Raw genomic sequence first — 26,721 nt, forward strand, 5'->3', positions numbered from 1 at the left:
CGCTGGCCGTCGCAGCGGGTTGCGTCGCGGTGGGCTTTTCGACCTTTCGCAATGCAAGCTGCATGGCAGCCGGCGAGCTTGCGTGCGACCTGACGACATCGACGAGATTATCGCGCGTCAGCATGTCACGATGACCGAGTGGGATCGTCCACGCGTCAGTCGATGGTTTCGGCATGCCTTTATTTTAGGAACACGAATCAATCGAAAGAAGCGTCGCCGTATGCGCGGCATGCGTACCGTTCATGCGCAAACGACACAGTCGAGACAACGCGCGTGCAGCATCGATCGGCGAACTTTCTTCGTCCGGTCGCGTGGTCTGTTCGAGGTGGGATAGATAAGCGCCCGGCACGTCGAGCACCGGTGGGAGCAGTCCTGACCTCCCTCGGTCGAGGCAGGTCGGACTGTCGGGTCATTCACCGCAGGCGATGTGCCTGCGGGAAAGCGCCGTGCAGTATGCAGCGGCGCGGTGCGGATTACGCGTTTCCGGCCGTTTGCTGCTCGACCTGCGGCGCTGCATCGGCTTGCGCTTCCACGTTTGCCGCTTGCGGCTCGGCGGCGGCCTCGGCTTGCTGCTCAGCCTTCGGCTGCTGCGGCGCGCCCTTGGCCGATTGCCCCGCGCCCTTGTTGCCGGGGCGACGAGCCTTCAGGCGGCGTGCCCGAGCTGCATCGTCATGCGTGACACGCCCTGCTTCGTTACCCTGCAGATCGACCCGCACGGCGTCTTCGACGAGGCACGACCAGTAGCGGTTGCCACGGCACCACGTCGACATCGCTTCGCGCAGTTCGGCTTCGTTGAGCCCGACGGCCTGTGCTTCACGTGCGAGGTCGTCCCAGATACCGACCTTGAGCGGCACTTTGGGGGCCGGATTCTTCGGGAACGCACGTGGAAACTTACGCTGCAGTTTGCCGATCGCAACGATGACCGGATCGACCGGCGCCGACGGCTTCGCCGGAGCCGGCTTCGCGCGGTGCGCTGCTTTGCCGCCGGCCGCAGCCGGCTTGGCGCCACGCTGCGGCTGGTCGCCGGACTTCGGCTTCGCGCCGGTGTCCGCCGGCGCTGCCGGCCGCTTCGCGTTGCGCTCCTGCTTGGCCTTCGCTGCGAGCTGCGCCCGCAATTCGGCAAGTTGTTCAAAACCCATAAATTCAATCCACCAGGAATATAAGGTGTGGTTCGTGCGGCCATGCCGCGCGGCGCACAAGCTTCGCCGCCATGCGTGCGACCCCTCTGCCGCCGATGCGGAACACTACGGGGCCGCATCGCGCACGCCACTCTGTTTTCAGGCACCCGGCCACGATGCCGGACAAGGCAGGAGTGGAAGTATACCGGTACGCGCGGCGGCCGGTTGACTCACTGGTCTGCGTTGGCCCGATTCGGTGTACCGGAAATGCGTCCATGCGGTCGTGTTGCGCATTATATGGATACGTTTCCGGAAGTCACGCCGTTCACGCTCGTGGGCGGAAATCGGGGCCATTTTCCGTGCTGCGATTGCCCCGGCGACACCGATCGACGCCCGACACGTGGTATTCCGCCTCCGGACGTCGAACGCGATCCCGCCGCATCGGCGCGCCTCGGCCCCGGCTGCGCTTCTGCATCCCGGGCAGCGGCGTCGGCTGCGAGCGAATCAATGACCACGACGATGGATCGGCGCAAGTGCCGTACCCATTCGACAGCATCGGTGCCCGCATACGACTCGTTGCGTCCGCATCCATCACGTGGCGCACGAAGAGGCCGAAAAGTGCGTAGTATGGCCGGATCGATGTCGTCGGCAGCGTGCGTCGGCCCGTTTCGCCGAGCCCCACCGGCGACCCGCCGCCATCCCGCTTGCCTGCCAAAAGAACGAACCGGTTGTACGAAACGGAGCAGAGACATGGTTCCCCCACACGACATCCCGCACGACGGCATCACGCGCGAGGAGATTCACCATCGGCAAATCGACATGCGCGGCTATCGGCGCAGCGACGGCCGGTTCGAAGTAACGGCCTGCCTCGCGGACCGCAAAACCTTTGATTTCACGCCGCCGGGCGGCACGCGGACGGTCGCTGCGCTGTCGCCGATCCACGACCTCGGTGTGACGCTGGTCTTCGACGCCGACATGGTCGTCCGCACCGTGTCCACGTTCCTCCGGTCGCATCCATATGCGCAGTGCCCGGGCGGCGGTGACTCGCTGCAGGCGCTTGTCGGACTGAGCATCGGCGCGGGCTGGAACAGCGAGATCCGCAAGCGCCTGCCGTCCTGCGATACGTGCACGCACCTGAAGGAGTTGCTCGGCCCGATCGCCACCACGGCCTATCAGACGATGGTCGGCATGCGGAAGTCGTCGCTCGAGGCGCGCGACAGCGACGGGAAACCGCTCAAGATCGATAGTTGCCATGCCTACGGCGCATCGCGCGATCTCGTGAAACGACTTTGGCCCGAATATCATCGGCCTTCCGAGGCGCCAAAGGGCAGTTAAGGGCCGGGCGTTCGGCCAGTGCCGTATCGGCAGAATGCGCGCGTCGCGTGCACCACCGGGCGTCGAACAGTCGTCGCAGTTGCAGCACCGGCAATCAAAAAACGCCCAGTGCAAGCCCCGCTGCGAGACCGGCGCCCAATTCGGCGCAGCGCGCGAGATCGGCGGCGTCGATCGTCTTCGCCGCGAGGATGCGTTCCGGCGTCTGCGCGTGGGTACAGACGATCAGGCCAGGCGCCACGTTCTTCAAGCGCCATCCGGTCGCGATCCGGTCGATCTGGCGCAGCGCGTTCTGCCCATCGCTTCCCGCGCAGATCATCACCGCATACGGGCGGCCGTTCACGCGATCGAGCGCCGCGTAGTAGCAGCGGTCGAAGAAATCCTTCATCAGCCCGGACATTGCCGCGAGATTCTCCGGCGTTGCGAACAGATAGGCGTCGGCGGCCAGTACGTCGTCCGCGCTCGTCGCATCGGCGCGCTGCAGCCTCACGTCGACGCCGGTTTGCTCGCGCGCAGCACCGGCGGCCGCTTCGGCCATCTGTTGCGTGCCTCCGGTCATCGTGTGATAGACGATCAACAGCGTCTTCATTCGTCGTTGCTCACGTTCGGTTCAGGTGCGCTGACGGCATCGCCGATTTCCGCTGAATGGCCGGAGATCCGATAAGACATCCCGCGGTCGCTTTCCTGGATCTGCCGGTTTGCCGGCGCGTCGTTACGAAGCACGTTCCGATCATGCATGTTGCGCCAGGTTCGATTCGCGCAAGTTCGACCGGATACACACACGGTCAGTCCGTTACGCCGCGCGATGCGTCGGTATGTTCCGGCTGCGCGTAGTACGCGAGAAACATGTCGGCGGCGGATTCAGCGACTTTTTGTTGCGCCGGCTCCGCGAGCGGCGGTTGGCCCATCGTTATCTGCGGCCAGAACGCAAATGCCTTCACGACACCGTGCAGCTGATGCGCGGCAAACACCGGATCGGTGACGGACAGGCGTCCGGCCGCCGCGGCCGTCCGCACCCAGACCGTCATGTCTTCCTCGCGTTCTCCGAGGCGCTCGACCATGTCACGCGCACGTTCCGGCGAATGGATGGCCGCACCGATCGCGACGCGTGCGAGCGACAGAAATGCCTCATCGCTGAGCAGACGCATCTTGCGATCCAGCAACGCAAGCAATTGCTCGCGCAGCGGCACATCGGCACGATAGGTTGGCGAACTGCCTGTCCGGGTTGCATCCCACAATTTTTGCAGGATGGCGGCGAACAATGTTTCCTTGCCCGGGAAGTGGTTATAGACCGTGCGCTTCGACACGTCAGCACGCGCGGCGATGCGGTCCATGCTGGTCGCGTCGTAACCCGACGCGAGAAATTCCTCGATGGCCGCGTCGACGATGGCCGCGCGCTTTCGATCGGTCAGGCGCCGAGGGGGAGTGCTGGTATCCATCCAGAAATTTTACACCGGGTAGTTTACTTATCCCAGAAATAAACTACACTGTTTAGTGTACTTTCTCTTCCGGACGAACCGACATGGCATCGCCTCTCGTTTTGATTCACCGCATTCTGGGTTTGGCGGCCGCCCGGCGCGGCCGCGCACTGTCCGGCGGCTCGCCGCAGCACAATGGCGAGCGTTTCAGCAATGTCGCGCCCCGTCCGGTCGAGGGGTTGAGCAAGACGCTCGGGATCGCCTGGAACATGCTGTTCAACAAGCCGCGCCATACCGTGCCCGCGGGGCGGCTACCCGTCGATTCGTTGACGCGCGCCGCGCTCGACACGGCGCCCGATCGCAGCCTGTACCGGCTTGGTCATTCGACGCTGCTGCTTAAGCTGCGCGGCGAATTCTGGCTGACCGATCCCGTGTTCGCCGAGCGCGCGTCGCCGTTTCGGCGCGTTGGTCCGAAGCGTTTCCATGCGCCGCCGATCGCGCTTGAAGATCTTCCGCCGCTGCGCGGCGTGATCCTGTCGCACGATCACTACGATCATCTCGACCGCGACACGGTGCTCGCACTCGCGGCGACCACCGGCGTGTTCGTGACAACACTGGGTGTCGGCGACCGCCTGATCGAATGGGGCATCGACGCGAAGAAAGTCCGTCAGCTCGACTGGTGGCAGAGCGTCGACGTCGCCGGCCTGACGCTGACCGCGACGCCTGCCCAGCACTTTTCCGGGCGCAGCCTGTTCGACGGCAACAGCACGCTGTGGGCGTCCTGGGTCATCGTCGACGACGACTTGCGCGTGTTCTTCAGCGGTGACACCGGCTACTTCGACGGCTTCCGGACGATCGGCGAGCGCCTCGGGCCGTTCGATGTCACGCTGATCGAAACAGGCGCATACGACGCGCAATGGCCGTATGTGCACATGCAGCCGGAAGAGACCGTACAGGCGCACATCGATTTGCGCGGACGCTGGCTGGTTCCGATTCACAACGGCACGTTCGATCTCGCGATGCATCGCTGGCAGGAACCGTTCGAGCGTGTCACGGCACTGGCGATCGTGCGAGGCGTCGATCTGTCGACGCCCAGGATGGGCGAGCGCCTCGCACTCGACGAACCGCATCGCGGCGAGCGGTGGTGGCGCACGGTGGACGAGCGCGCGACGTCCGTTGCCACGAAATCGCGCCGCTGGACGCTTTGCGCGTCGCAGGCCGCGAAGTAAAGCCCGCCGACCGTTGTACATTTTTTCCCCGGAGCGCGGCAATGCCGCAGCTCCGGCAGGCGCGTTGCCGGCGTACCCGCACGTCGACGGGCTGTCTGTAGATCCGATTACCTGAGTCGAGAAGTCATGCATCCGGCACCCGTCCGATACGCCCCCGGCCACCCCGTCGACGACGCCACCATCGCCGCATTCAACCCCGTTGCCCCCCGATCAACGAGCCGCAGCCGGGAGAACGACTTGCGGCAGACGCTCGCAGAGCGCGTCGCGAGATGGACGAAAGACGTCGATCACCTCACCACGGCCATTCCGAACCTGAGCCTCCATCGAAGGGAGGCGACAACGCAGCCGATGGACTGCATGGTCGAGCCGAGCTTCGGTCTCGTCGTCCAGGGCACGAAGCGGCTCATTCAGAGCGGCGATGTGTATCTCTGCGACGCCAACCGCTTTCTGATCACGTCCCTCGACTTGCCCGGTTCGACGCAGGTCATCGAGGCCAGCCGCGAAAGGCCGTTTCTCGGAATCGGGCTCAAGCTTGATTTTCGCGTCATGGCTGAATTGATGGCGCAGGTCGCAGCGGATCACGAGGAAGCCCCGGCAGGCCGCGGCCTCGTCGTCGGCGATATGAACGAATCGCTCTATGACGCGGTGAATCGCTTGCTGGCGTTGCTGGATGATCCGAACGCCATCGCAGTTCTCGCACCGTACGTCGAGCGGGAAATCTATTACCGGTTGTTGACCAGCGACCAGGGTGCCCGCCTGCGTCAGATTGCGTCCGCCGGCAGTCAGGGCAACCGCGTGTCGCGGGCGATCCAGTGGTTGCGGACCCATTACGACGAGTCGCTTCGGGTCGACGATCTGGCGGCGCAGGTACAAATGAGCAGTTCGACCTTCCACCACCACTTCCGCCAGCTCACCGGCATGAGTCCGCTGCAGTACCAGAAATGGATACGGCTCAATGAGGCGCGTCGACTGATGCTGTCCGAGCGGCTCGACGCCGCGTCGGCCTCGTTCAGGGTCGGATATGCGAGCCCGACTCAGTTCAATCGCGAATACAGCCGGTTGTTCGGTAATTCTCCGCGGAGAGATATCGATAGCCTGCGAAGTGGAACGGATGTCGTTCTTTCGGTCGCGGCGACGTATTGATCACCGGGACGGTACCGGAGATGTGAGATACCGCGGTTGGTGGTATCCGCGGAATGCGTGGGTCGCCCCTTCATGCGCGAAGGGGCGACCCGCTTGAGCCAGACGAGCGCAGCGAGATGCGCGCTAGTTGCTTGCTCCGAAGTGATTGCTCGGCAGGCCGCCGCGAATTCAAATTAAGTATCGGGCGGTGCGCGGGCGCCTCGCGGCGTCGGACCTGTATCCGATATCGCAAATGTTCATCGGCTAGAGGCAAGTCATTTCATATCGATCTCATGAATTGATGAGGACCATGCCGTCTCCGCAACCAAGTCGTCTTAGTACCCTCCGGACGCTCGGCCACAAACGCTGCAGCGCTGGGAGTCTCGCGCCACGCTGCGAACCATCGATTTGCGCGGTGAAAGTGTGCGTTGTCACGTGACAACTCTCGCCGATAGACCGGCGTGGGCACCCACGAAGTCGCTCGACGCCTTGTCAAGATGCATCTGATTCGCCTCGGTTCGATTTATCTCGGCATCAGATCGACTGGATACGTTTCGAATACAACATTTTACGTATCGTTAAGTACATATCGAACCGCATTCACACCGTCTCTTGCTCGAAGAGTGCGAAATGGCCATACGCCCCTATTTACAAGGTTAATCTTGCCGATTTGGCGTGAAACAACATGAAGAATATAGCGCAACCCATTGCCGGATAAGGATTTCCGCGAACACCGAATTCCTTGGAAATGTTTCACGATCCGGCCCGTTTGAGTTGTTAGGTGGCCATCAACACTGCGGTTCGTCACAAATTGGAGCCTCATTTGCATAGTTGCCGAGCAGAAGCTCTCGACTGTACTGGTTACGTAACTCATGGGTACGCGCGGCAAAGCCCGCACCCTCCCCTTCCGGACAATACGCGCGCAATGTTGGTCTGACCGCCTCAAGTAAATAGGGTCATATCAATAGCATCAATGACACTCACTCGTAGGCGCGACCCAGCAAGCTGACCAGCGCCTTTCTTCTGGTACGCGATTGCAAATAGTCAGCGATGGAGCCCTCGTGCCTGCAGACCAATTGGTGACTAAGGCTTTTCGACATAGGCGCCCCCGACACGCGGCGCAACCCGCCGCTTCGACACGCAATTTCCCCGATACAACACTTCAGTTGTCACGTGACAACGCCCCAGCCAGTTCACCCAGGAAACTGCATGTCGCGACGAGATCGCGATGCGAATCTCTTCTTTGGCGATCCACGCGCCCATGTTCTATGAAGTCCGATCACAACTCGTCCTGGGGGCGATTCGGCACCGACGCGACCTGCCGCACCGCACCGCACCGCACCGCACCGCACCGCACCGCACCGCACCGCACCGCACCGCACCGCACCGCACCGCACCGCACCGCACCGCACCGCACCGCACCGCACCGATTGTCACGTGACAACTCATCGTGCCGGAAACAGTCATGCCAAAAACCTAAAGGGAGATTTCGAGCGTCGAATGATCTCGCCATAGCTTTAAGTGCAATCGAAGGAGAGATTTTCTGGCGCCGGACTACGTTGAGAAGGACCGAATCCCGCTACTTGTCACGTGACAACCAAGATTCCTTTCGACGCCCATGAACTGACTAGCGGAAACCGTGGTGATTTTTACCGCGAACACCGCGACATCAAGCGCCCCGTCTTCATCTCCATTTGCCAACGCAGCCATCGACATCGAGATCTATCGAATTTTTCTCGATCTTCGTACGTACTTTTCGATCTCGGTCGTCTATTTTATTTTTACTCGATCATCAATCACGACTGACTCATTGGCCGTTTGGCCCACTTGTCACGTGACAACCACATCGATCCTTAAGGCATACATCGCATCGAAGGCTTTTCTGGACATTTTTTCAATAACTGCATATATTACGCAAAACTCCGTGGAGGAATTTAATGGCTTTCAAGATCGCCGTCAGTAATCAAAAAGGTGGGACTGGAAAGACAACCATCTCCGTCAATATCGCCGCCGCATTCGAAGCCGGCGGCAACAAGGTCGCGCTGATCGATGCCGACCCTCAAGGAACGTCCGTCCGGTGGGTGACGAGCGGCGAGAACACGCTGCCGATGACGGTTCTCTCTCTGGCCCCTGCCGGTCGCGGCATCGGCGGCGAGATCAAGAAACAGGACGCGAACTTCGACGTGATCGTGGTCGACTGTCCTGGCAACCTCGAAGACCCGCGAATCGCCTCCGTACTCGAAGTCGCCGACTTTTGCCTCGTGCCGCTGTCACCGTCGCCAGCCGATCTCTACAGCACGGTCGCGATGATCCGCATGATCGAGTCGATGCGAGCCGTCCGTAACCCGAATCTTTCTTCCGCATTAATGCTGAATAGCGTTAATGGAAAAACTAAAATGCGTGAAGAAATTTTAAAAATTCTAAGAGCTGAAGAAATAGGGGAGCATCTGCTCGACAGCCAGATCGCGCAGCGCGAGGTCTACCGTCAGACGTTTGCGCTCGGCACCACGATCCATCACCACAATCGTTATCTGAAGGGCCTGAAAGAAGCCCGTGCGGAAATCGAAAAGCTGGTCACGGAAATGGCCCAATACATCGCGTCGACGCGCGCTACCGGAGCCGCCCATGGCTAAGGACACATCGAAAGACAAGAAGCCGACCGGCAACCTGCATCTCGCAGCCGGCCTGCTGCGCGGACTCGCGCAGGAGAATGCGGCGCTCGAAACGCGGCTGCCCGAACCGGCGGCTGCACCGAACGTCGTCGGCGAAACGGCACCCGCCGGCGCTCCGGCCGCGGCCACGCCGGCCAGCGCACCGGATCTTGGCGCGCCTCAGAAGGTATTGGTCAAGGATTGCATTCCGAACCCGTTCAACCCGCGCGTGTTCTACTCGGAGTCGAGCCTGCACGAGCTCGCCCTGACACTGAAACGGGAAGGGCAGATCGAGCCGATCAAGGTTACGCGGCTCCCGGAGTTTCCCGGCAAGCTCGTGGTGATCGACGGGCAACGCCGGCTCCGCGCGACGAGCATCAACGGCGATGAAACCATCAACGCCACGTTCCGCACGGATCACACGCCGGAGCAGCTCTACACGATCGCGTATCGCGCGAACCACGACCACGAACGCCAGACGATCTTCGACGATGCGGTCGCGTGGAAGCGTCTCCTCGACGAGAAAGTCTTTTCCGACCAGAACACGCTGGCGGAAAAGATCGGCAAGGACAAGGCATCGATCAGCAAGACGCTGTCGCTCAACGCACTCCCGAACACACTCCTGGAGCGGATGGCTAGCGCGAACGACGTGGTCGGCCTGCAGGCGGCGTACTTCCTGAAGCTGATCTTCGAACGCCTGGGCGAGCCGACTGCCGACCGGCTGTTGACGGCCGTGATCGACCGGAAAAAGTCGGTTCGTGATCTGGAGAATTTCCTGCGTGCACAAAGCGACGGCAGCAAGAAAGCGGGACGTACGCGTTACAGCGTTCGCCATGACTTCGCGCTCGAATCGCGAGCGATCGGCCAGTTGAAAACCTATCCGGACGGACGTCTGGATCTGCAGCTCAAGGGCGTCGACGCATCGCATCAGGAAGCGCTCGCCGACAAGCTCAAGACCGTCATCGATGCGTACGTTGCCGAACTGGCAACGGCCACGCAACAGTAACGCGCGAAAAGCAGAAGGCCTCGCATCCGCGGTGCACCGCGAAGCCGGACGACGACGTCCGGCGCGCGACACACATCCGTCTGCGAGGCCTGGTTCAGTTGCCGGCGAGACTGCTTTTCAGCAGGAATTCCAGCAAGTCGTCCGAAGTCGGTTCGCCCCACGTATCCAGCGCGAGCCACCGGAAGAAGCTGGTCTGCGCGAGCTTGCTCGCCTTCTTCTTCGGCGACAGCGTCAGGTCCTTCGAGCCTGCCACCGTCTCGTTGTAACGCTCGATCAGCTTGGTCTGGTCGTCGATCTCCAGTTCGCGGAAATACGCGCCGGCTTCCTCGACCTTCGCCGCCAGATATTTGTCGCGAATCTGTTCCTGCTTGCTCTGCGCGGATTCCTTCGCCGGAGCCGCCGCTTCCGTTCCCTGCCCGTCGGACAGCGTGTAGCCGTGCGTCAGCGCCTTGCGGAAATACGCGGCCACATTGTCGACCGGGGCCGCATTCTTCTTCGTAGTCCGATTGAGCGTATAGGCAATCGCCGCCTTGATGCGCTGCACGCCATATTGCGTAATCAGCCGGCGCGCTTCCGAGCGCGGGATGCCGAACTTGGCGACCTCCTCGACCAGCGCTTCGTTCTTGACGTCGCCATCCTCCACCGTATCGGTGCTCTGCTTGCGCGTCACCTTGAACTGAACCGCCTCCACGCTCCGGCCAGACTTGTGTTCGATCAACTCGAGCGTGTGATCCGAAACTTCGTTCACCTCCTGAATGCACGGCACCAGGACCTTGCTCTTGAACAGCTTGTATTCCTTGTACGACTGCGACGCCTTGTCCTGGCCGAGAATGAGGTCACGAAATTTCGGCAGCGGGATCTTCGCGGTGATGCCGATCCCCTCGTAGCGCACCGTGTTTTCCCACAACGCGAGCGAGTGCGACCGCCGGAACTCGCGGGCGATCCGCATATCGATCAGTGCGTAGATCTCGGGGTTGAGCAACTCGCTGCGAATCTGGTCGGAGAAGCTGTACTTCAGCACCGATTGCTCGAGCTCCGCGCCGGCGAGCAGGCCCGACGCTTTCCAGACGGTCGACCGATCCGCGGCCAGATAGTCCCAGTTGACGACGGTACTGATCAACGAGTTGACCGTGTCCTTCACGTACTTCGTATTGTTGCTGTTCAACCCGCTCTCGTGCGAAAGCGACGCAAGCGAAATCGAGAAGCTCGTCCGGCCTGGCTCGAACGCCTCCTGTCGAAGCGCGTTCTTGATCAGCGAGCTGAACATCTTGCGCTGCTGCAGGCCGATCTTCCCGGACTTGGGCGCGATATGAATCGCCTGGACCGCCTTGCGCAGCAAGTCGGGAGGCTCGGGTGTCTGAAACAGTGAAACCTGTTTGTCTGAGCCTTTGCTTGCGGGCTTGCGCGGCATCGTAATGTCCGGATAAGGTGACCTTGTTGAGAGCGGACTTTATACCTTTTCCCGCCGAGGAGCAACGTCCTTGTTCCGGCTTTACTTGCACTATCTCCGCTAACCTGCAGATATAAAAGGAAAATTTGCAACCAGAAGAGTTGTGCGGGACCCCATATCCAGCTACCTTTCGACAAAAATGCTTCCCACAAGCCGCTACCTTTCATGTCCGGACGTGGAAACCCGGCATGAGATTTGCCCTTGGCAAGGTAACCATCCATGGGAAGCAAATGCCGAGAATCGGGATCGTGGGACAAATTCGTGGTGCCCTGCAGCACAGACCGACTTTCTTCCCATAACCTGCTACCTTCACCGATTCCCACAGGAGGGTACCTAACGACAGGCTCCGGCTGCGTTGGCTGCACTGATTTCAGCCCGAAAGGCAACCATCGCTCCCATAAACGGCAACCCATTGTTTTCCCCATAAAAGGTTACCTGTCGGTCCCATCGATCCTGTCTATGGGAGACCGCCACAGGAAATCCTGGAGAAAGGCAATCGAGCTGCCTCAAATGTGACCCATAACTGGCTACCTTTGAGGTGCCCCATAACCGGCTACCCAAGAAAAATCACTGTGCGACCCGGCGTTCACGGATCCTCAAAGGCGCCCCATAAAAGGCTACCCACAGGCATCCCCATAGACGACTACCCAACGCGTTTCCGGGTCAATTTCCCATAACCGGGTACGCTTGCCCCATATCCACAACCCCGATTCCCCACAACGCGGTACCCGAATCCCCAAATCCACAGACCTTAACTCCCAAGCCCTTACACCTGTGCTCCCATAAATGGGTACCGAACACCCCTCAAACCCTTGTCAGATAAGGCTGTGAGCCGTCTAAAAGTAGTTAAAGAAGTAAACGTGGTTTACAAAAGATGTAAACACACGTGCGCTTCCACAGAAAGACGAACCCCATAAACCGCTACCAATGGGAGCCGTCTATGGTGTGCCTGGCATCTCAAACCTTCGATTCACACCTGAAAACAATGACTTGGCGCCCTGTTCTACACAGGCTTCAGGCCCGACAAGGCTCCTGGAAGAGGTGAGTACACACTCACATGAGCTTGAAACGTAGAAACCTATGGGAAAAAAACGGGAAGAAAACCTCGCTACCGAGCACAGGTTCCCATTTATGGGATCAAAAAAGCGGCTCCGAGACCTCGACGGCGCCCGTTGTCGACCCGCAAAACAGATCAACGATCCGGAAACACGAATCTCTCTGGTTTCGTTCACAGCAGTTTGAAATCATCCCGGACGACAGCCGAAGGGTTTTTTTGCACTCATGCTTCGCTGTCCATGGACAAGTTTTTCCATTCGCGCGCGCGTCTCTCGTCAAATTTAGCCTGTGGACCGTGTACCGAGGGAATAGGTGTCATTCGCTTGGCAGCCTCGGGGTCTTCCAACTTTCTACCTTTGGCGCCATCAACCCAATTTCGATGCTGTGCGCCACGCTCGCAAGGAGAGGCCCTGGAACGGCTTCCCGCAGATGAACCGGGTGGTCGCGCTGTCGGCACGCATCGCCGGCTCCTGGGTCGATCTACCGCACGTCGCGAACAACGTGAAGATGCGGGCGACCACGCAGCTCACCATAATCGAATTCGAGCGATGATCCCGAAAATGCTCACCTTCCGACAGTTTCGAATCCTGTAAAAGCTCACCAACCAGGCAAGGCACCGGGAATCGGCATGCTGTGCAGGCACCGACACCCGTCTGGGATGCCGGGCAACCCAGGCTGCGGAATGAAAAGCCTGAGGCGCGCGCACGTTGCGCGATGCGTTCCTGAGCAGAATCGGACGGTTCACAAGCGTGGCCGCGACACCGCAACCCAACGTGCCACGGTCACCAGCCGAGCGCCGCGACGTCAGTGCGGCACCGTCGGCGCAGCCGTGAAGTGAATGCCTCCGATGTATTCACCGCACGCAATGTGTTCACACCATTCGTCATACAGACCACAGGACCACGCGGTGACGCGTTGTACCGGTTCAGGTGACGCTCGGCATCACAGTGCGGCGATGGGTTGCCGGATCGAATGCTGCGCGCCGTGGCGATGCAATCGTGCATGCCTTGATCGCTGCAAAACCGAATCGTGGTCGTTTATGGGAGGAACCGCCGCTTGAGCCGCGTCGATCGGCAACGCGGCACACAGTTCGACTGCTGATGCTGTGATCGCGACTGGCCTGATAACCGTCACATCAGACGTGAGCATGCCGGCGACACCACCTATGAAACAGTCCTGGCTATTTCACCTCGCACTGTGCCGCGCGTACATCGCCCATCCTCGTCGCTGAATCGCGCGTACATCGACCGCTTCCTGTTGCCGCCGCAGCGCGATCGGCACACGCAACGATACGAGCGACACAGTTCGTCGTGTCCGTGACCGCCGACCGGCATCCACGTTTTCTCCCATACGTGTATCCCCAATTCCATTCCCACGTTGGCGCCACATTTTTCGCGGCGCGGTTATGATGCACAGGTCCCGAACGCGGCATGACAACCGATCGGGGCTGGGGCGGTATCTCGATGGTCTTTCAATCCGTGATAAACCAGAAAAGAGAGTTCAGCGATGCAAATCCAGATCAGAAAACTCACGCTGGCTGCTACCGCAGCCGCGTTCCTGTTCGGCTCGGCAGTTCCTGCGTTTGCGCAGACCGACGCCAGCGCACCCGCGGCACAGGACGCGAAGGCAGCGAAGAGCCAGGCACGCAAGGCGGCCCGGGCCCAACGCAAGGCAGAGCACAAGGCAGCGCGTGCGAAGAACAACGCCGAGCTGAAGAAACTCGAAGACGCCGGTTACAAGCCCGCGGCCAATGATCCGAACTATCCGCAGAACCTGCAGAACGCGGAGAAGAAAGCCGCCGGCGCTAGTCAGTAAGCGCCGTCCGGCGGCAAGCCACGGTTCGATCCGCGGCTTGCCGCGTGCGTCGCGGCTCCGCGGCGCACATCGAAAACAGCATTCCCGGCACCGACGAAGGCAAACGCGATCCAGGCGCTTGCGTTATTTGTTTCGCATTCCTGTCTGTCTCGGCGCGCGCGCTCCGCACACCGACACAGTCAGTTCCGCACGCCCATCGCGGCCGTATTTCCCGCCACCTTCAACCATTCCTTGAATGCCCGCACCGCATCGTCGTTCGCGCGTGCCGAGGCCACGTACGTGAAATAGCGCCACGGCGGCAGTGCCGGTTCGCTGAACGGCTGTACCAGCCGCCCCTCTGCGATGTCGTCTGCGACGAGCGCGATCGGACCCATCGCGACGCCGAGCCCGTCGAGCGCGCCTTGCAGCGTCAGGTAGAAATGCTCGAGCGTCAGCGAGTGACGTGTCACGAGATTCGGCTGTCCGGCTGCCGCGAGCCATTCAGGCCACATGCCGGGATAGGTGGCGGCGTGCAGCAGCGTGAAGCCGGCCAGGTCGGCAGGCGTATGCAACGGCCGGCCCTCCAGCAGCTTCGGCGCACACACCGGCAGGCGGACTTCGGACAGGAATTCCTCGGCAACGTAACCGTCGATGGCCTGCGGGCCGCCGCGAACGATCAGATCGACCTTGTCGCGCAGTTTGTCGATCGGCTCGTTCGACGTCGACAGCCGCACCTCGATGGCCGGATGGGCGACCTGGAACGACGACAGCTTCGGCACCAGCCAGCGCAACGAAAACGTCGCGGGTGCGCTGACGCGCAACACGCGCTGCTGCGCGTGGCCGAAATGCTGCGCGGTGGCGAGCGCGATTCGGTCGAACGACGCGCCGACCTCGGCGAGATACGCGCGGCCCGGGTCGGTCAGTTCGACCCGCCGGTTATGGCGTTCGAACAGCGGCCGCCCGAGCCAGGCTTCCAGCTGTTGCACGTGCCGGCTGATCGCGCCGTGGGTCACGCACAGTTCGTCGGCGGCCAGCGTGAAGCTGCCGAGGCGCGCGGCGGCTTCGAACGCACGCAGCGAATTCAGCGGAGGGAGTCGTCGGGCCATTACATCGTTCGCGTGAGTTTTACTCACACGATGGTTCAGGTTTAATCGTTTGATCGGGTACTCAAGCTCCGCCAATATGGCACACAAACGTCCGGCTCGGCCGAACGATTGTCTGAATTTCTCACATGGAGTACGGAGCATGCCGAACGTGGTGGTCGTGGGCGCCCAATGGGGCGACGAAGGCAAGGGGCGCGTCGTGGACTGGCTGGCGGCACAGGCCGATCTCGTTGCACGCTACAACGGCGGCCACAACGCGGGTCATACGCTGGTCGTGGGCGGCAAGACGTACAAGCTTGCGCTGCTGCCGAGCGGTGTCGTGCGCGGCAAGCGCGGCGTGATCGGCAACGGCGTGGCGCTCGATCCGGAAGCGCTGCTCGCGGAAATCGGGCGGATGGCCGAGCTCGGGCTGCCGGTGACGCCGGATAACCTGTCGATTGCCGAGAACGCAACACTGGTGCTGCCGATCCACCGCGCGATCGACCAGGCTCAGGAGCGTCTGCGCCGCGAGCCGATCGGCACCACGCTGCGCGGGATCGGGCCGGCCTACGAGGACAAGGTCGGGCGTCGCGGGCTGCGGGTCGGCGATCTCGCGGAACCGGGCCAGCTCGCCGCCAAACTGGATGTGCTCGTCGACCATCACAACGCGTGGTTCCGCGGGCTGGGGCTCGACGAATACTCCCGCGACGCGATGCTGGCGACGCTGGTCGACCTTGCGCCGCGGATCCTGCCGTTCGTGCGCCCCGTCTGGGCCGATCTCAACGACGCGACCGACCGCGGCGAGCGCATCCTGTTCGAAGGGTCTCAAGCCGTGATGCTGGATATCGACTGGGGCACGTACCCGTTCGTGACGTCGTCCGGCACCGTTGCGTCGGCGGCGGCGGCCGGTACAGGGCTCGGTGCGTCGAAGCTCGGCCACGTGCTGGGCGTCACGAAGGCGTATGCGACGCGGGTCGGCGGCGGCCCGTTCCTTACCGAGCTGTCCGACGCGACCGGCGAAACGCTGCGCGCGCGCGGGCAGGAGTTCGGCGTGAATACCGGCCGGCCGCGCCGCTGCGGATGGCTCGACGCCGCGCAATTGCGTCAGGCCGTCAGGATCTCGGGTATCGATTCGCTGGCGCTCACCAAGCTCGACGTGCTCGACGGTTTCGAGTCGATCGAGCTGTGCGTCGGCTACGAACTCGATGGCGTGCGGGTCGATCATCTGCCGGCGAGCCTCGATGCACAGTCGCGCGCCAAGCCGGTGTACGAGCGGTTCGACGGCTGGCGCGGCACCGTGAAGGGAGTACGTGAACGTGCGGCGCTGCCGCGCGCCGCGCAGGATTTCATAGCGCGCGTCGAAGCGGTCGCCGGCGCACCGGTATCGATGATCACGACCGGCGCGGAGCGCGACGACACGATCGTGTTGCGTCATCCGTTCGATGCGGCCGCCGGCGCCTGATGCGTCGTACATGCCGTGAATCGCGCGGCGGAATCGGGGTTGCCGGGTAGTTTTTGCCGATCCGATGCCGGTCGTGTGCCGGTGCGACGGGGCGCGTATGCGCGCGGTCCATACACCGTGCGCACGACGGCTCGGCGACACGATTCAGCGTCCGGATCACGCCGCATACGGCGAACTGGACACGTCTGCACTGCTGCTGTACTGTTCCGCACAATTCGCGCCAGACCGGCCTGCGCCGGCGCTGCCGGCACCATGGCCGCGCGGTGGCGCGACGTGATCTCAATCCCGGGGACAGGTCGATGGACACGTTACAGATGATGCGCATTTTCGTCCGGGTGGCGGAAGAGGGCAGCTTCACGAGCGCAGCCCAGCGCCTGGATATCACGACGGCTTACGCATCGCGGTCGGTCGCGCAGCTCGAAACGCACCTGCGCACGCGCCTGCTCAACCGCAGCACGCGCCGCATCGCGCTGACCGACGCCGGGCAGCGCTATCTCGACCGCTGCCAGCGCATCCTCGGTTATATCGACGAAGCGGAAGCCGAGGCGGCCGACGCACAGGCAAAGCCGTCGGGACGGCTGCACGTTCACGCGACGACGAGTTTTGGCCAGTCCTACGTGGTGCCCGCAGTCGTGCGCTACCGTGAGCGCTATCCGTCGGTGGCGGTCGAACTGACGCTGTCGCAGCATGTGCCCGACATCATCGACGAAGGCTACGACGTTTCGCTGCAGTTGAGCACGACCGAGTTGCCCGATTCCGGGCTCGTGTCGCAGCGGCTCGGCGAGGTGGGCAGCGTGCTGTGCGCGTCACCCGCATACCTGAAGGCGCGCGGCACGCCGCACACGGTGAGCGACCTCGACGGGCATGCGTGCCTGCAGATCGTCACGCCGCTCTTTCCGCGCGACCGTTGGCATCTCGATGGCCCCAACGGACGCGAAACGTTCGAACTGCCATTGCCGGATTTCCAGGTGAACATCGCCGATGCGCTCGGCGCCGCGTTGCGTGCCGGACTCGGCATCGGTTCGCTGCCGATGTCGGCCGCCCTGCCCGGGCTCGCGAGCGGCGCGCTGGTGCGCGTGCTGCCCGACTACCGGTTGCAGAAGCTGACGGTCTATACGCTGTACGCGTCGCGTCAGTATCTCGACGCGAAGATCCGCACGTTCGTCGATTTCCTGCGCGAATGCGTGCCAGAGTTGCTGGCGGCCGACGAGGCTGCGCTGGCCGCTTCCTGCAAGTCCTGAAGTCGAACCTTCCGCATGTGAGTACGACGTTGCGCGTCGATCGCACCAATAATACGCAGTCCTGTATTTAACGCGGATATCGGCCGCATCCCCACGACCGACCCGGGCAATGACGCCCGGATGACCGGCGTGCCCTTATGAAAGCGCTTGCTTTCGATATCGAACATCGTTGGTTCGGTGCGTGGCGCCAACCCCCTAGAATCGGTTCGACCGGCTTCATCGCATGCGTGCGCGAAGCGGCATCCTCTTCATCGAACCCGATACGACATGGCAGACCAACACTCCACAACCCGCCGCCGGCTCCTGCATGCCGGCCTGGCGATCGCGGCGGGCGCCGCCGCGCATCCGGGCTTCGCGCTGGCGAGCGCCGCCGGCGCGCGTACGTTGCGCATCGGCTATCAGAAAGGACCGCTCAGCCTGTTGAAGGCACGCGGTACGCTGCAGAGCAAGCTTGCGACTCTCGGCGTGACCGTCACGTGGACCGAGTTTCCGTCGGGGCCGCCGCAGCTCGAGGCACTGAACGCGGGATCGATCGACTTCGGCGACGTCGGTGAGGCACCGCCGATCTTCGCGCTCGCGGCCGGCGCTCCGCTCGTCTATTACGCGCAAACGCCGGCCGGCCCCGCGGCCGAGGCATTGGTGGTCGCGAAGGATTCGCCGGTGAAGACCTTCGCGGACCTGCGCGGCAAGCGCATCGCGCTGGTGAAGGGATCGAACACGCACTTCCTGCTGGTTCGGCTGCTGCAGTCGGCGAAGCTCAATTACACCGACATTTCGCCAGTCTGGTTGTCGCCGTCCGACGCGCGGGCCGCGTTCGAGAACCGCTCGGTCGATGCATGGATCATCTGGGATCCGTTTCTCGCGGTGGTCCAGCAGGCGTTCGGCGCGCGCATCGTCGCGGACGGCACCGGGCTCGTCGAGAATCGCAGCTATTACTTTGCGTCGCGCACCTATGCGCAGCGTAACGCCGACGTGCTGGACGCAACCGTGTCGGAATTGACGACGGTCCAGCGATGGCTCGATGCGAACCGCGCGCAGGGTGCGGCCGAGTTCTCGAAGCTGTGGGGGATTCCGGAGCCGGCGGTGGCGCTCGCATTTCGCCGCGCGCGCTTCGGTGTCGAGCCCGTCACGCGCGACACGCTCGCGTATCAGCAGCGCATCGCCGATGTGTTCTACCAGACTGGCGTCCTGCCGAAACGCGTCGACGTCAGTCTGGCCGCGCCACCCGCGCTCGCTTGACTGTCCAGCCGGCCAGGCAACCGCTCAACGGCGGAATGGCTATGCCACACCGTCCGCAATCGGGCAGATGTCCAGCCGGCCTACGGCGCGACGCGCGATAACGGCACCACTTCGTCGCGCAGCTTCAGCACATCGCGGCCCGGCGCATCGCCGAACAGGCGCGCGTATTCGCGGCTGAACTGCGACGCGCTCACATAGCCGACACTGCGGCACGCCTGCCGCGCATCCATTGCCGACAGGCACATCAGGCGGCGTGCCTCCTGCAGCCGCAATACCTTCTGGCATTGCAACGGGCTCATCGACGTGACCGCACGGAAGTGGTGATGGAAGGTCGACGGGCTCATGTCCACTTGCCGCGCGAGCGATTCGACCGTCATCGGGTCGAGGTAGTGGTCGCGTATCCAGGCGACGGCGCGCGAGATGCGCTGCGTCGTCGAATCGGCCTGGCCGACCTGCGCGACGCGTGCACCCGACGGGCCACGCAGCAGCCGGATGAGGATCTCGTCGACGATCAGCGGCGCGAGCAGGTCGATGTCGTCCGGTTGCGCGATCAGCCGCATCAGGCGCACGACGGCGTCGACGATTTCAGGCGGCGTATCGTGCGTGTCGAGCGCGCTGTAGTCGGCGGCTTTCGGCAGCCCGTGCGGAAACACGCGCGGCGTGAGTGCCGCGATGCGGTCCGGGTCGAGATCGAGTTGCACGTAAAGGAACGGCTCGGCCGGGTTCGCGCGTATCACGCGGCCGGTGACGGGCAGGTCCGCTGTCGCGACCATCATCCGCGATTCGTCGGTCACGTAGGTGTCATCGCCGACCCGCGTCGATTTCGCGCCTTGCCCGACGATGCTCAGGCACGCGTGGTGCACGCCATGGTTCCAGGGCGGTGGCGACGCGGACGCCCGCCCGATACGCATGCCCCGTACCGGGAGCTCGAACGTGCCGTCATGTGGCGCGTACGCGGCGATCAGCGCAGCGAGCCGGGCCGTGGGCGACCGCGCCGGCGACCCCGAGTCGTGATCGTGCGTGAGGCGCTGTAGCGGCGGCGTTCGGGCGTCGATTTCCATGGTGCGTGAGCGGATGGCGGAGTGGTCAGTGCAAGCTGCGCGGCTGCGATTCCGGGTTGGTGTCCCGGCAGGGGTGCCGGCACGGCGGTCACATCGTACGGCGAGTCGCGCGCATGTGATTGCCTAAACCTGTGGGAAATTAGCCCGATCATCCGGATCTGCATGGCCGGTGGCCGCATCGCTGGTCACTGCGCGGTGTGCAGCGCACAAATTCGGAAATTAAGGCAAAACAATCGCAGGATCGGGCAAGCCATTTTCCGGCCGTTTTCATACCATTGCACCTGCTGAAACAAACGTGATCCAGTGCGCTCCGGCGATACGGGTATGACCGTCGCATGGCCGGGGGGATACCACCGGCATTGCCGTAGCGAACCACTGGAAAAGACTCAGGACTGCTATTCGAATAGTCATGCATCGGGCCAGCCGAGGCCGGCTTGCGTCCGTTGCATGCCGGCTCGCGTCTGGCGCGAGCGTGCCGACCGACCCGGCGTGGCTGGCGTCGGTGCAGCCGCATTGGCCGGGCCGTTGCATGTCGGTCGCGATGCGGCGACGGAGGTGCGCGGCAACGCAGTCGACCGCGCAGGGGAATCCGGACAAATGGACCAACTTCAATCGATTCGGGCATTCGTGACGGTGGCAAGGGAAGGCGGCTTTCGCCGGGCGGCGACCCGGCTGCGCGTGTCGACGGCGATGGCGAGCCGGCTGGTCGATGCGCTCGAGACGCGTCTTGGCGCACGCCTGCTTCAACGCAGCACCTGCCACCAGTCGCTGACCGAAATCGGCGAGCTGTACCTCGCGCGCGTCGAGCGGATTCTCGGTGCGATCGACGAGATCGACGGTCGCTTCGTCGCGATGGGCAGCAAGCCGGAAGGCGCGTTGCGCATTGCCTCGCCGGTCGCGTTCGGGCTCAGCCAGTTGAGTGCGTTGCTCGATCGTTTCGTCAACCGGTTTCCGGACGTGCGGCCGACCGTCACGCTGACCGATGCCCATGTCGACCTGACATCCGAAGACATCGATGTCGCGTTTCTGACCGACGGCATGCCGGTGACCGGTGCGCATGCGCTGCACATGCTGGCCGCCTATGAATCCGTGCGCATCGCGGCGCCGACTTATGTCGACGCGCATGGCGGCGCGGCTGCGTCGGGCGACTGGCCGGACATCACGGCCGTGCGGCTCGATCTGCCGGCGACCGGCGATGACGATGCGGTTGCGTTTCGACCCGACACGGCGCCCGGCGGCAGTTTGGGTGTCGGCCATCTCGAGATGGCACGGCGACTGGCTGTGGCCGGCATGGGCGCCGCGGTGCTGCCCGCGTATCTCGTCGACGCCGATCTGGTGGCCGGCACGCTGGTGCGCGTCGCGCCGATTCGCCCGCTCGCGCCCGTCACGCTGAAGCTCGCGCATGCGCGCACCGCGCATCTGCCGGCTGCCGCACGGGCATTCATCGAATTCGCCGGCGCCGCGTTCCAGCCGGCGAGCTAGCGGCCAGCTTGATAGCCGCGGCTATGCCCGCCCGCCAGGGCAGCGGGCTCATGGTTTTTTCCACGGAAGCAGTTCGACGAACGAACGCTCCGCAGGGCGCAACGCACGCCCGAAATACGTGACCGTATCCGCGGCAAACAGGAAGCGACAGCATTCCGGCCGCGCGTGCAGGTCACGAGGAGATCTGGTGATTCCCATTGAAGGTCGTCTATTTGCGAGAGGTCGCTCCATGCGCGTCGAACGGGTTCCATACCGCTTAATCACTGCTGCAACGGCTGCCGTTTTCCTGGCCGCGTGCGGAAAAAAAGAATCGGCACCGCCGCCGCAAACGCCGGAAGTCGGCATCGTCACCGTCCAGCCGCAGGCCGTGCCGGCGGTCACCGAACTGCCGGGCCGCACCAGCGCGTTTCTGGTCGCGCAGGTGCGCGCGCGGGTCGACGGCATCGTGCTGCGTCGTGAATTCACCGAAGGCACCGACGTCAAGGCCGGCCAGCGTCTGTACAAGATCGACCCGGCGCCGTACGTCGCCGCGCTGAACAGCGCGAAAGCGACGCTCGCGAAGGCGCAGGCGAACCTCGTCACGCAGAACGCGCTGGTCGCACGCTACAAGGTGCTGGTGGCCGCGAACGCGGTCAGCAAGCAGGACTACGACAACGCGGTGGCCACGCAAGGCCAGGCCGCGGCGGACGTCGCGGCCGGCAAGGCGGCGGTCGATACCGCGCAGATCAACCTCGGCTATACCGATGTCGTGTCGCCGGTTTCAGGCCGAGTCGGCATCTCGCAGGTGACGCCGGGCGCATACGTGCAGGCGAGCCAGGCGACGCTGATGTCGACGGTGCAGCAGCTCGATCCGGTGTACGTCGACCTCACGCAGTCGAGCCTCGACGGGCTGAAGCTGCGCCAGGACGTGCAGAGCGGCCGCCTGAAGACGAGCGGCCCGGGCGCCGCGAAGGTGTCGCTGATCCTGGAAGACGGCAAGACCTATTCGGAAGCCGGCAAGCTGCAGTTCTCGGACGTGACGGTCGACCAGACCACCGGCTCGGTGACGATTCGCGCGATCTTCCCGAACCCGGGCCGCGTACTGCTGCCGGGCATGTTCGTGCGCGCCCGGATCGAGGAAGGCGTGAACGAGAACGCGTTCCTGGTGCCGCAGATCGGCGTCACGCATGACCAGAAGGGCCAGGCGATCGCACTGGTCGTGAACGCGGCCAACAAGGTCGAGACACGTCCGTTGACGACGGCCGGCACGTACGGCCCGAACTGGATCGTCGAAGGCGGTCTGCAAGCGGGCGATCACGTGATCGTGCAGGGCGTCGACAAGGTGCGCCCGGGTGCGACCGTGAAGACCGTCTCGGCGCAGCTCGCACCGGCGCCGGACGCTGCGTCCGGCACACCGGCAAGCGCCGCGAATGCGTCCGGCGCCGCGCCGGCGAGCACTGCCGCCCATGCTGCCGCGCGTTCGACCGCCGCGTCGGCCGCGCAATAACAAGGAGTCCGTTTCATGGCCAAGTTCTTTATCGATCGCCCGATCTTTGCGTGGGTGATCGCGATCGTGCTGATGCTGGCCGGCGTCGCATCGATCTTCAAGATGCCGATCGCGCAGTATCCGACGATCGCCCCGCCGACGATCCAGATCCAGGCGAACTATCCGGGCGCCTCCGCGAAAACGGTGGAAGACACGGTGACGCAGGTGATCGAGCAGCAGATGAGCGGTCTCGACAACTTCCTGTACATGTCGTCGACGAGCGATGATTCGGGCAACGCGACGATCACGCTGACCTTCTCGCCGGGCACGAATCCGGACGTCGCGCAGGTGCAGGTGCAGAACAAGCTGTCGCTCGCGACGCCGAACCTGCCACAGGTCGTGCAGCAGCTCGGCATGCAGGTCACGAAGTCGAGCAGCAACTGGCTGATGTGGTTCGCGTTCAACTCCGACGACGGCAGCATGTCGAAGGAGGACCTGACGAACTACGTGGCGTCGCACGTGCTCGATCCGCTCAGCCGCGTGAACGGCGTCGGCCAGACGCTGCTGCTCGGTTCGCAGTTCTCGATGCGCATCTGGCTCGACCCGGTCAAGCTGACCAACTACAGCCTCACGCCGACCGACGTGTCGGCCGCGATCACGCAGCAGAACGTGCAGATCGCGGGCGGGCAGATCGGCGGCACGCCGGCGAAGCCGGGCACGATGCTGCAGGCGACGATCACCGAATCGACGCTGCTTCGCACGCCCGAGCAGTTCGGCAACATCCTGCTGAAGGTCAACCAGGACGGTTCGCAGGTGCGTCTGAAGGACGTCGGCCGCGCGGCGCTGGGTTCGGAGAACTACACGTTCGACACGAAGTACATGGGGCAGCCGACGGCCGGCCTCGGCATCCAGCTCGCGACCGGCGCGAACGCGCTGGCGACCGCCACCGCGCTGCGGGCCAAGGTCCAGGAGCTGTCGAAGTACTTCCCGCACGGTCTCGTCGTGCACTACCCGTACGACACGACGCCGTTCGTGCGCCTGTCGATCGAGGAAGTGGTCAAGACGCTGCTCGAAGGTATCGTGCTCGTGTTCCTCGTGATGTACCTGTTCCTGCAGAACCTGCGGGCGACGATCATCCCGACGATCGCGGTGCCGGTCGTGCTGCTTGGTACGTTCGCGATCATGGGCGTCGCCGGCTTTTCGATCAACACGCTGTCGATGTTCGGCCTCGTGCTCGCGATCGGCCTGCTGGTGGACGATGCGATCGTGGTGGTGGAGAACGTCGAGCGGGTGATGGCGGAGGAGGGCCTGTCACCGAAGGAGGCGACCCGCAAGGCGATGGGCCAGATCACCGGCGCACTCGTCGGCGTGGCGCTCGTGCTGTCGGCGGTGTTCGTGCCGGTGGCATTCTCCGGCGGGTCGGTCGGCGCGATCTATCGTCAGTTCTCGCTGACGATCGTGTCGGCGATGGTGCTGTCGGTACTCGTCGCGTTGATTCTGACGCCGGCCCTGTGTGCGACGATCCTCAAGCCGATCCCGCAAGGGCATCACGAAGAGAAGAAGGGCTTCTTCGGCTGGTTCAACCGGACGTTCGACCGCAGTCGCGATCGCTACACGAGCGGCGTGAACCACGTGATCCGGCGCTCGGGCCGCTGGCTCGTGATCTACCTGGCCGTGTTCGTCGCGGTCGGCGTGATGTTCGTGCGCCTGCCGAAATCGTTCCTGCCGGATGAAGACCAGGGCTACATGTTCATGATCGTGCAGACGCCGTCGGGCTCCACGCAGGAAACGACCGGCAAGACGCTCGACAACATCAACACGTACCTGACCACTACCGAGAAGGACGTGGTCGACTCGGTGTTCACGGTCAACGGCTTCAGCTTTGCAGGCCGCGGCCAGAACGCCGGTCTCGTGTTCGTGAAGCTGAAACCGTACGAGCATCGCCAGCGTTCGGACCAGAAGGTGCAGGCGCTGATCGGCCGGACGTTCGCGCACTACGCGCAGTACAAGGACGCGATGGTGATCCCGTTCAACCCGCCGTCGATTCCAGAACTCGGCACCGCTGCCGGCTTCGACTTCGAGCTGACGGACAACGCCGGTCTCGGCCACGAAGCGCTGATGGCCGCGCGCGGGCAGTTGCTCGGGATGGCCGCGAAGGATCCCGCGCTGGCACTCGTGCGCCCGAATGGCCTGAACGATACGCCGCAGTACAAGGTCGACATCGACCGCGAGAAGGCGAACGCGCTCGGCGTGACGGCTGCCGCGATCGACCAGACGTTCTCGATCGCGTGGGCGTCGCAGTACGTGAACAACTTCCTGGATACGGATGGCCGGATCAAGAAGGTGTACGTGCAGTCGGACGCGCCGTTCCGGATGACGCCGGAAGACATGAACATCTGGTACGTGCGCAATAGCACGGGCGGGATGGTGCCGTTCAGCGCGTTCGCGACCGGCCACTGGAGCTACGGTTCGCCGAAGCTCGAACGCTACAACGGCGTGTCGTCGATCGAGATCCAGGGGCAGGCCGCGCAAGGCAAGTCGACCGGGCAGGCGATGGCGGCGATGGAAGCGCTCGCGAGCAAGCTGCCGGAAGGTATCGGCTATTCGTGGACGGGCCTGTCGTTCCAGGAAATCCAGTCCGGCTCGCAGGCGCCGATCCTGTATGCGATCTCGATCCTCGTCGTGTTCCTGTGTCTCGCGGCGCTGTATGAAAGCTGGTCGATACCGTTCTCGGTGATCATGGTGGTGCCGCTCGGCGTGGTCGGCGCGCTGCTCGCGACGATGCTGCGCGGTCTCGAGAACGACGTGTTCTTCCAGGTCGGCCTGCTGACGACCGTGGGCCTGTCCGCGAAGAACGCGATCCTGATCGTCGAGTTCGCGCGCGAGTTGCAGGCCGGCGGAAACATGGGGCCGGTGCGCGCGGCGATCGAGGCGGCGCGCCTGCGGCTGCGTCCGATCCTGATGACGTCGCTCGCGTTCATGCTCGGCGTGCTGCCGCTCGCGATCAGCAACGGCGCGGGTTCGGCGAGCCAGCACGCGATCGGTACGGGCGTGATCGGCGGGATGATCACGGCGACGTTCCTCGCGATCTTCATGATCCCCATGTTCTTCGTGCGGGTTCGCGCGATCTTCAGCGGCGAGACGGAAAACGTCGACGACGCATGGCGTCTCGTGCAGGGCGACCTGCAGCGCGGTCACGACGGCGCACACGATTCGAAGGGGCAGTAACGATGCAAAAACACGCTTTGACTACGACCGCGGCCGCCCTGGCGGTCGCGCTCTTCGCCACGGGCTGCACGATGGCGCCGCATTACAAGCGGCCCGATGCACCCGTCGCGCAGGCGTACCCGGCCGGCGGCGTCTACGCGACGCAGCCGGGTGCGGCGGGCGCGCGCAGCGCGAACGGGCAAGCTGCAACCGCCATCGGCTGGCGCGAGTTCTTCGTGGATCCGCGCCTGCAGCGGCTGATCGAGATCGCGCTGAAGAACAACCGCGACCTGCGCGTATCGGTGC

19 protein-coding genes and 1 pseudogene are annotated in these 26,721 nt (G+C 63.4%); 14 read left to right on the forward strand and 6 right to left on the reverse strand.

What is annotated here, in order from left to right; all coding sequences use genetic code 11:
- Nucleotides 1-473: 473 nt before the first annotated feature.
- Entirely contained in the window at nt 474-1,139 is a 666-nt protein-coding gene (locus tag CFB43_RS37265) for a ProQ/FinO family protein (protein ID WP_089499014.1), read from the reverse strand.
- 729 nt (nt 1,140-1,868) lie between these two features.
- Between CFB43_RS37265 and CFB43_RS37270 the strand changes: the two genes are divergently transcribed.
- Nucleotides 1,869-2,453, forward strand: coding sequence for a DUF2889 domain-containing protein (locus CFB43_RS37270; protein ID WP_089499015.1), 585 nt, complete (start codon nt 1,869-1,871; stop codon nt 2,451-2,453).
- A 94-nt stretch (nt 2,454-2,547) separates the two neighbouring features.
- Here the strand turns inward: CFB43_RS37270 and CFB43_RS37275 are convergent, their stop codons facing one another.
- Together CFB43_RS37275 and CFB43_RS37280 are read right to left on the reverse strand one after the other, a co-directional pair.
- Nucleotides 2,548-3,039, reverse strand: coding sequence for a flavodoxin family protein (locus tag CFB43_RS37275; RefSeq protein ID WP_089499016.1), 492 nt, complete (start codon nt 3,037-3,039; stop codon nt 2,548-2,550).
- Between the two features lie 196 nt (nt 3,040-3,235).
- Nucleotides 3,236-3,889: a TetR/AcrR family transcriptional regulator gene (locus CFB43_RS37280; protein WP_089499017.1), complete on the reverse strand. Its 654-nt coding sequence runs from the start codon at nt 3,887-3,889 to the stop codon at nt 3,236-3,238.
- 83 nt (nt 3,890-3,972) lie between these two features.
- On the opposite strand from CFB43_RS37280, the gene CFB43_RS37285 reads away from it, so the two are divergent.
- The 4 genes from CFB43_RS37285 to CFB43_RS37305 all read left to right on the forward strand — a co-directional run bounded on the left by CFB43_RS37285 (nt 3,973) and on the right by CFB43_RS37305 (nt 9,876).
- Nucleotides 3,973-5,097, forward strand: coding sequence for an MBL fold metallo-hydrolase (locus CFB43_RS37285; RefSeq protein ID WP_089499018.1), 1,125 nt, complete (start codon nt 3,973-3,975; stop codon nt 5,095-5,097).
- 126 nt (nt 5,098-5,223) lie between these two features.
- Nucleotides 5,224-6,240 carry an AraC family transcriptional regulator gene (locus CFB43_RS37290; RefSeq protein ID WP_089499019.1) on the forward strand — a complete coding sequence of 339 codons (1,017 nt, stop codon included), beginning with the start codon at nt 5,224-5,226 and terminating at the stop codon, nt 6,238-6,240.
- A gap of 1,916 nt (nt 6,241-8,156) precedes the next feature.
- Nucleotides 8,157-8,852, forward strand: a complete 696-nt coding sequence (locus CFB43_RS37300) for a ParA family protein (protein ID WP_031398033.1) — start codon at nt 8,157-8,159, stop codon at nt 8,850-8,852.
- Nucleotides 8,845-9,876, forward strand: a complete 1,032-nt coding sequence (locus tag CFB43_RS37305) for a ParB/RepB/Spo0J family partition protein (protein ID WP_089499021.1) — start codon at nt 8,845-8,847, stop codon at nt 9,874-9,876. Before CFB43_RS37300 ends, CFB43_RS37305 begins: the two co-directional genes overlap by 8 nt.
- A gap of 94 nt (nt 9,877-9,970) precedes the next feature.
- On the opposite strand, the gene CFB43_RS37310 is transcribed toward CFB43_RS37305, so the two are convergent.
- Nucleotides 9,971-11,287, reverse strand: coding sequence for a replication initiation protein (locus CFB43_RS37310; RefSeq protein WP_039369202.1), 1,317 nt, complete (start codon nt 11,285-11,287; stop codon nt 9,971-9,973).
- Nucleotides 11,288-12,811: 1,524 nt separating this feature from the next.
- Here CFB43_RS37310 and CFB43_RS39110 point away from each other — a divergent pair.
- Both CFB43_RS39110 and CFB43_RS37315 read left to right on the forward strand, forming a co-directional pair.
- On the forward strand, nt 12,812-12,934 hold the full coding sequence (locus tag CFB43_RS39110; RefSeq protein ID WP_256990214.1) for a hypothetical protein: 123 nt from the start codon (nt 12,812-12,814) through the stop codon (nt 12,932-12,934).
- A 954-nt stretch (nt 12,935-13,888) separates the two neighbouring features.
- Nucleotides 13,889-14,197 (forward strand): hypothetical protein, encoded by a 309-nt coding sequence (locus CFB43_RS37315; protein WP_046547226.1) that lies wholly within the window; start codon nt 13,889-13,891, stop codon nt 14,195-14,197.
- Between the two features lie 179 nt (nt 14,198-14,376).
- On the opposite strand, the gene gcvA is transcribed toward CFB43_RS37315, so the two are convergent.
- On the reverse strand, nt 14,377-15,282 hold the full coding sequence (gene gcvA, locus CFB43_RS37320; RefSeq protein ID WP_089499022.1) for a transcriptional regulator GcvA: 906 nt from the start codon (nt 15,280-15,282) through the stop codon (nt 14,377-14,379).
- A 139-nt stretch (nt 15,283-15,421) separates the two neighbouring features.
- Here gcvA and CFB43_RS37325 point away from each other — a divergent pair, with 139 nt between their 5' ends.
- From CFB43_RS37325 to CFB43_RS37345, 3 genes are all read left to right on the forward strand, one after another.
- Nucleotides 15,422-16,720: an adenylosuccinate synthase gene (locus CFB43_RS37325; protein ID WP_089499023.1), complete on the forward strand. Its 1,299-nt coding sequence runs from the start codon at nt 15,422-15,424 to the stop codon at nt 16,718-16,720.
- 299 nt (nt 16,721-17,019) lie between these two features.
- Nucleotides 17,020-17,961 carry a LysR family transcriptional regulator gene (locus CFB43_RS37335; protein WP_089430038.1) on the forward strand — a complete coding sequence of 314 codons (942 nt, stop codon included), beginning with the start codon at nt 17,020-17,022 and terminating at the stop codon, nt 17,959-17,961.
- A gap of 267 nt (nt 17,962-18,228) precedes the next feature.
- Nucleotides 18,229-19,200, forward strand: a complete 972-nt coding sequence (locus CFB43_RS37345; protein ID WP_089499025.1) for a sulfonate ABC transporter substrate-binding protein — start codon at nt 18,229-18,231, stop codon at nt 19,198-19,200.
- Between the two features lie 80 nt (nt 19,201-19,280).
- Here the strand turns inward: CFB43_RS37345 and CFB43_RS37350 are convergent, their stop codons facing one another.
- Nucleotides 19,281-20,261, reverse strand: a complete 981-nt coding sequence (locus CFB43_RS37350; RefSeq protein WP_089499026.1) for an AraC family transcriptional regulator — start codon at nt 20,259-20,261, stop codon at nt 19,281-19,283.
- A 597-nt stretch (nt 20,262-20,858) separates the two neighbouring features.
- Between CFB43_RS37350 and CFB43_RS37355 the strand changes: the two genes are divergently transcribed.
- The 4 genes and pseudogenes from CFB43_RS37355 to CFB43_RS37370 all read left to right on the forward strand — a co-directional run.
- Nucleotides 20,859-21,743, forward strand: a complete 885-nt coding sequence (locus tag CFB43_RS37355) for a LysR family transcriptional regulator (RefSeq protein ID WP_089499027.1) — start codon at nt 20,859-20,861, stop codon at nt 21,741-21,743.
- A 229-nt stretch (nt 21,744-21,972) separates the two neighbouring features.
- Nucleotides 21,973-23,229: an efflux RND transporter periplasmic adaptor subunit gene (locus CFB43_RS37360; protein WP_089499028.1), complete on the forward strand. Its 1,257-nt coding sequence runs from the start codon at nt 21,973-21,975 to the stop codon at nt 23,227-23,229.
- Nucleotides 23,230-23,244: 15 nt separating this feature from the next.
- A complete protein-coding gene (locus CFB43_RS37365) occupies nt 23,245-26,436 on the forward strand; it encodes an efflux RND transporter permease subunit (protein WP_089499029.1) in 3,192 nt (1,063 codons plus the stop codon).
- 2 nt (nt 26,437-26,438) lie between these two features.
- Nucleotides 26,439-26,721: pseudogene (locus tag CFB43_RS37370) on the forward strand (multidrug transporter); the annotation flags it as partial.

This window comes from Burkholderia sp. AU15512 (assembly GCF_002223325.1).
Classification (GTDB): Bacteria; Pseudomonadota; Gammaproteobacteria; order Burkholderiales; family Burkholderiaceae; genus Burkholderia.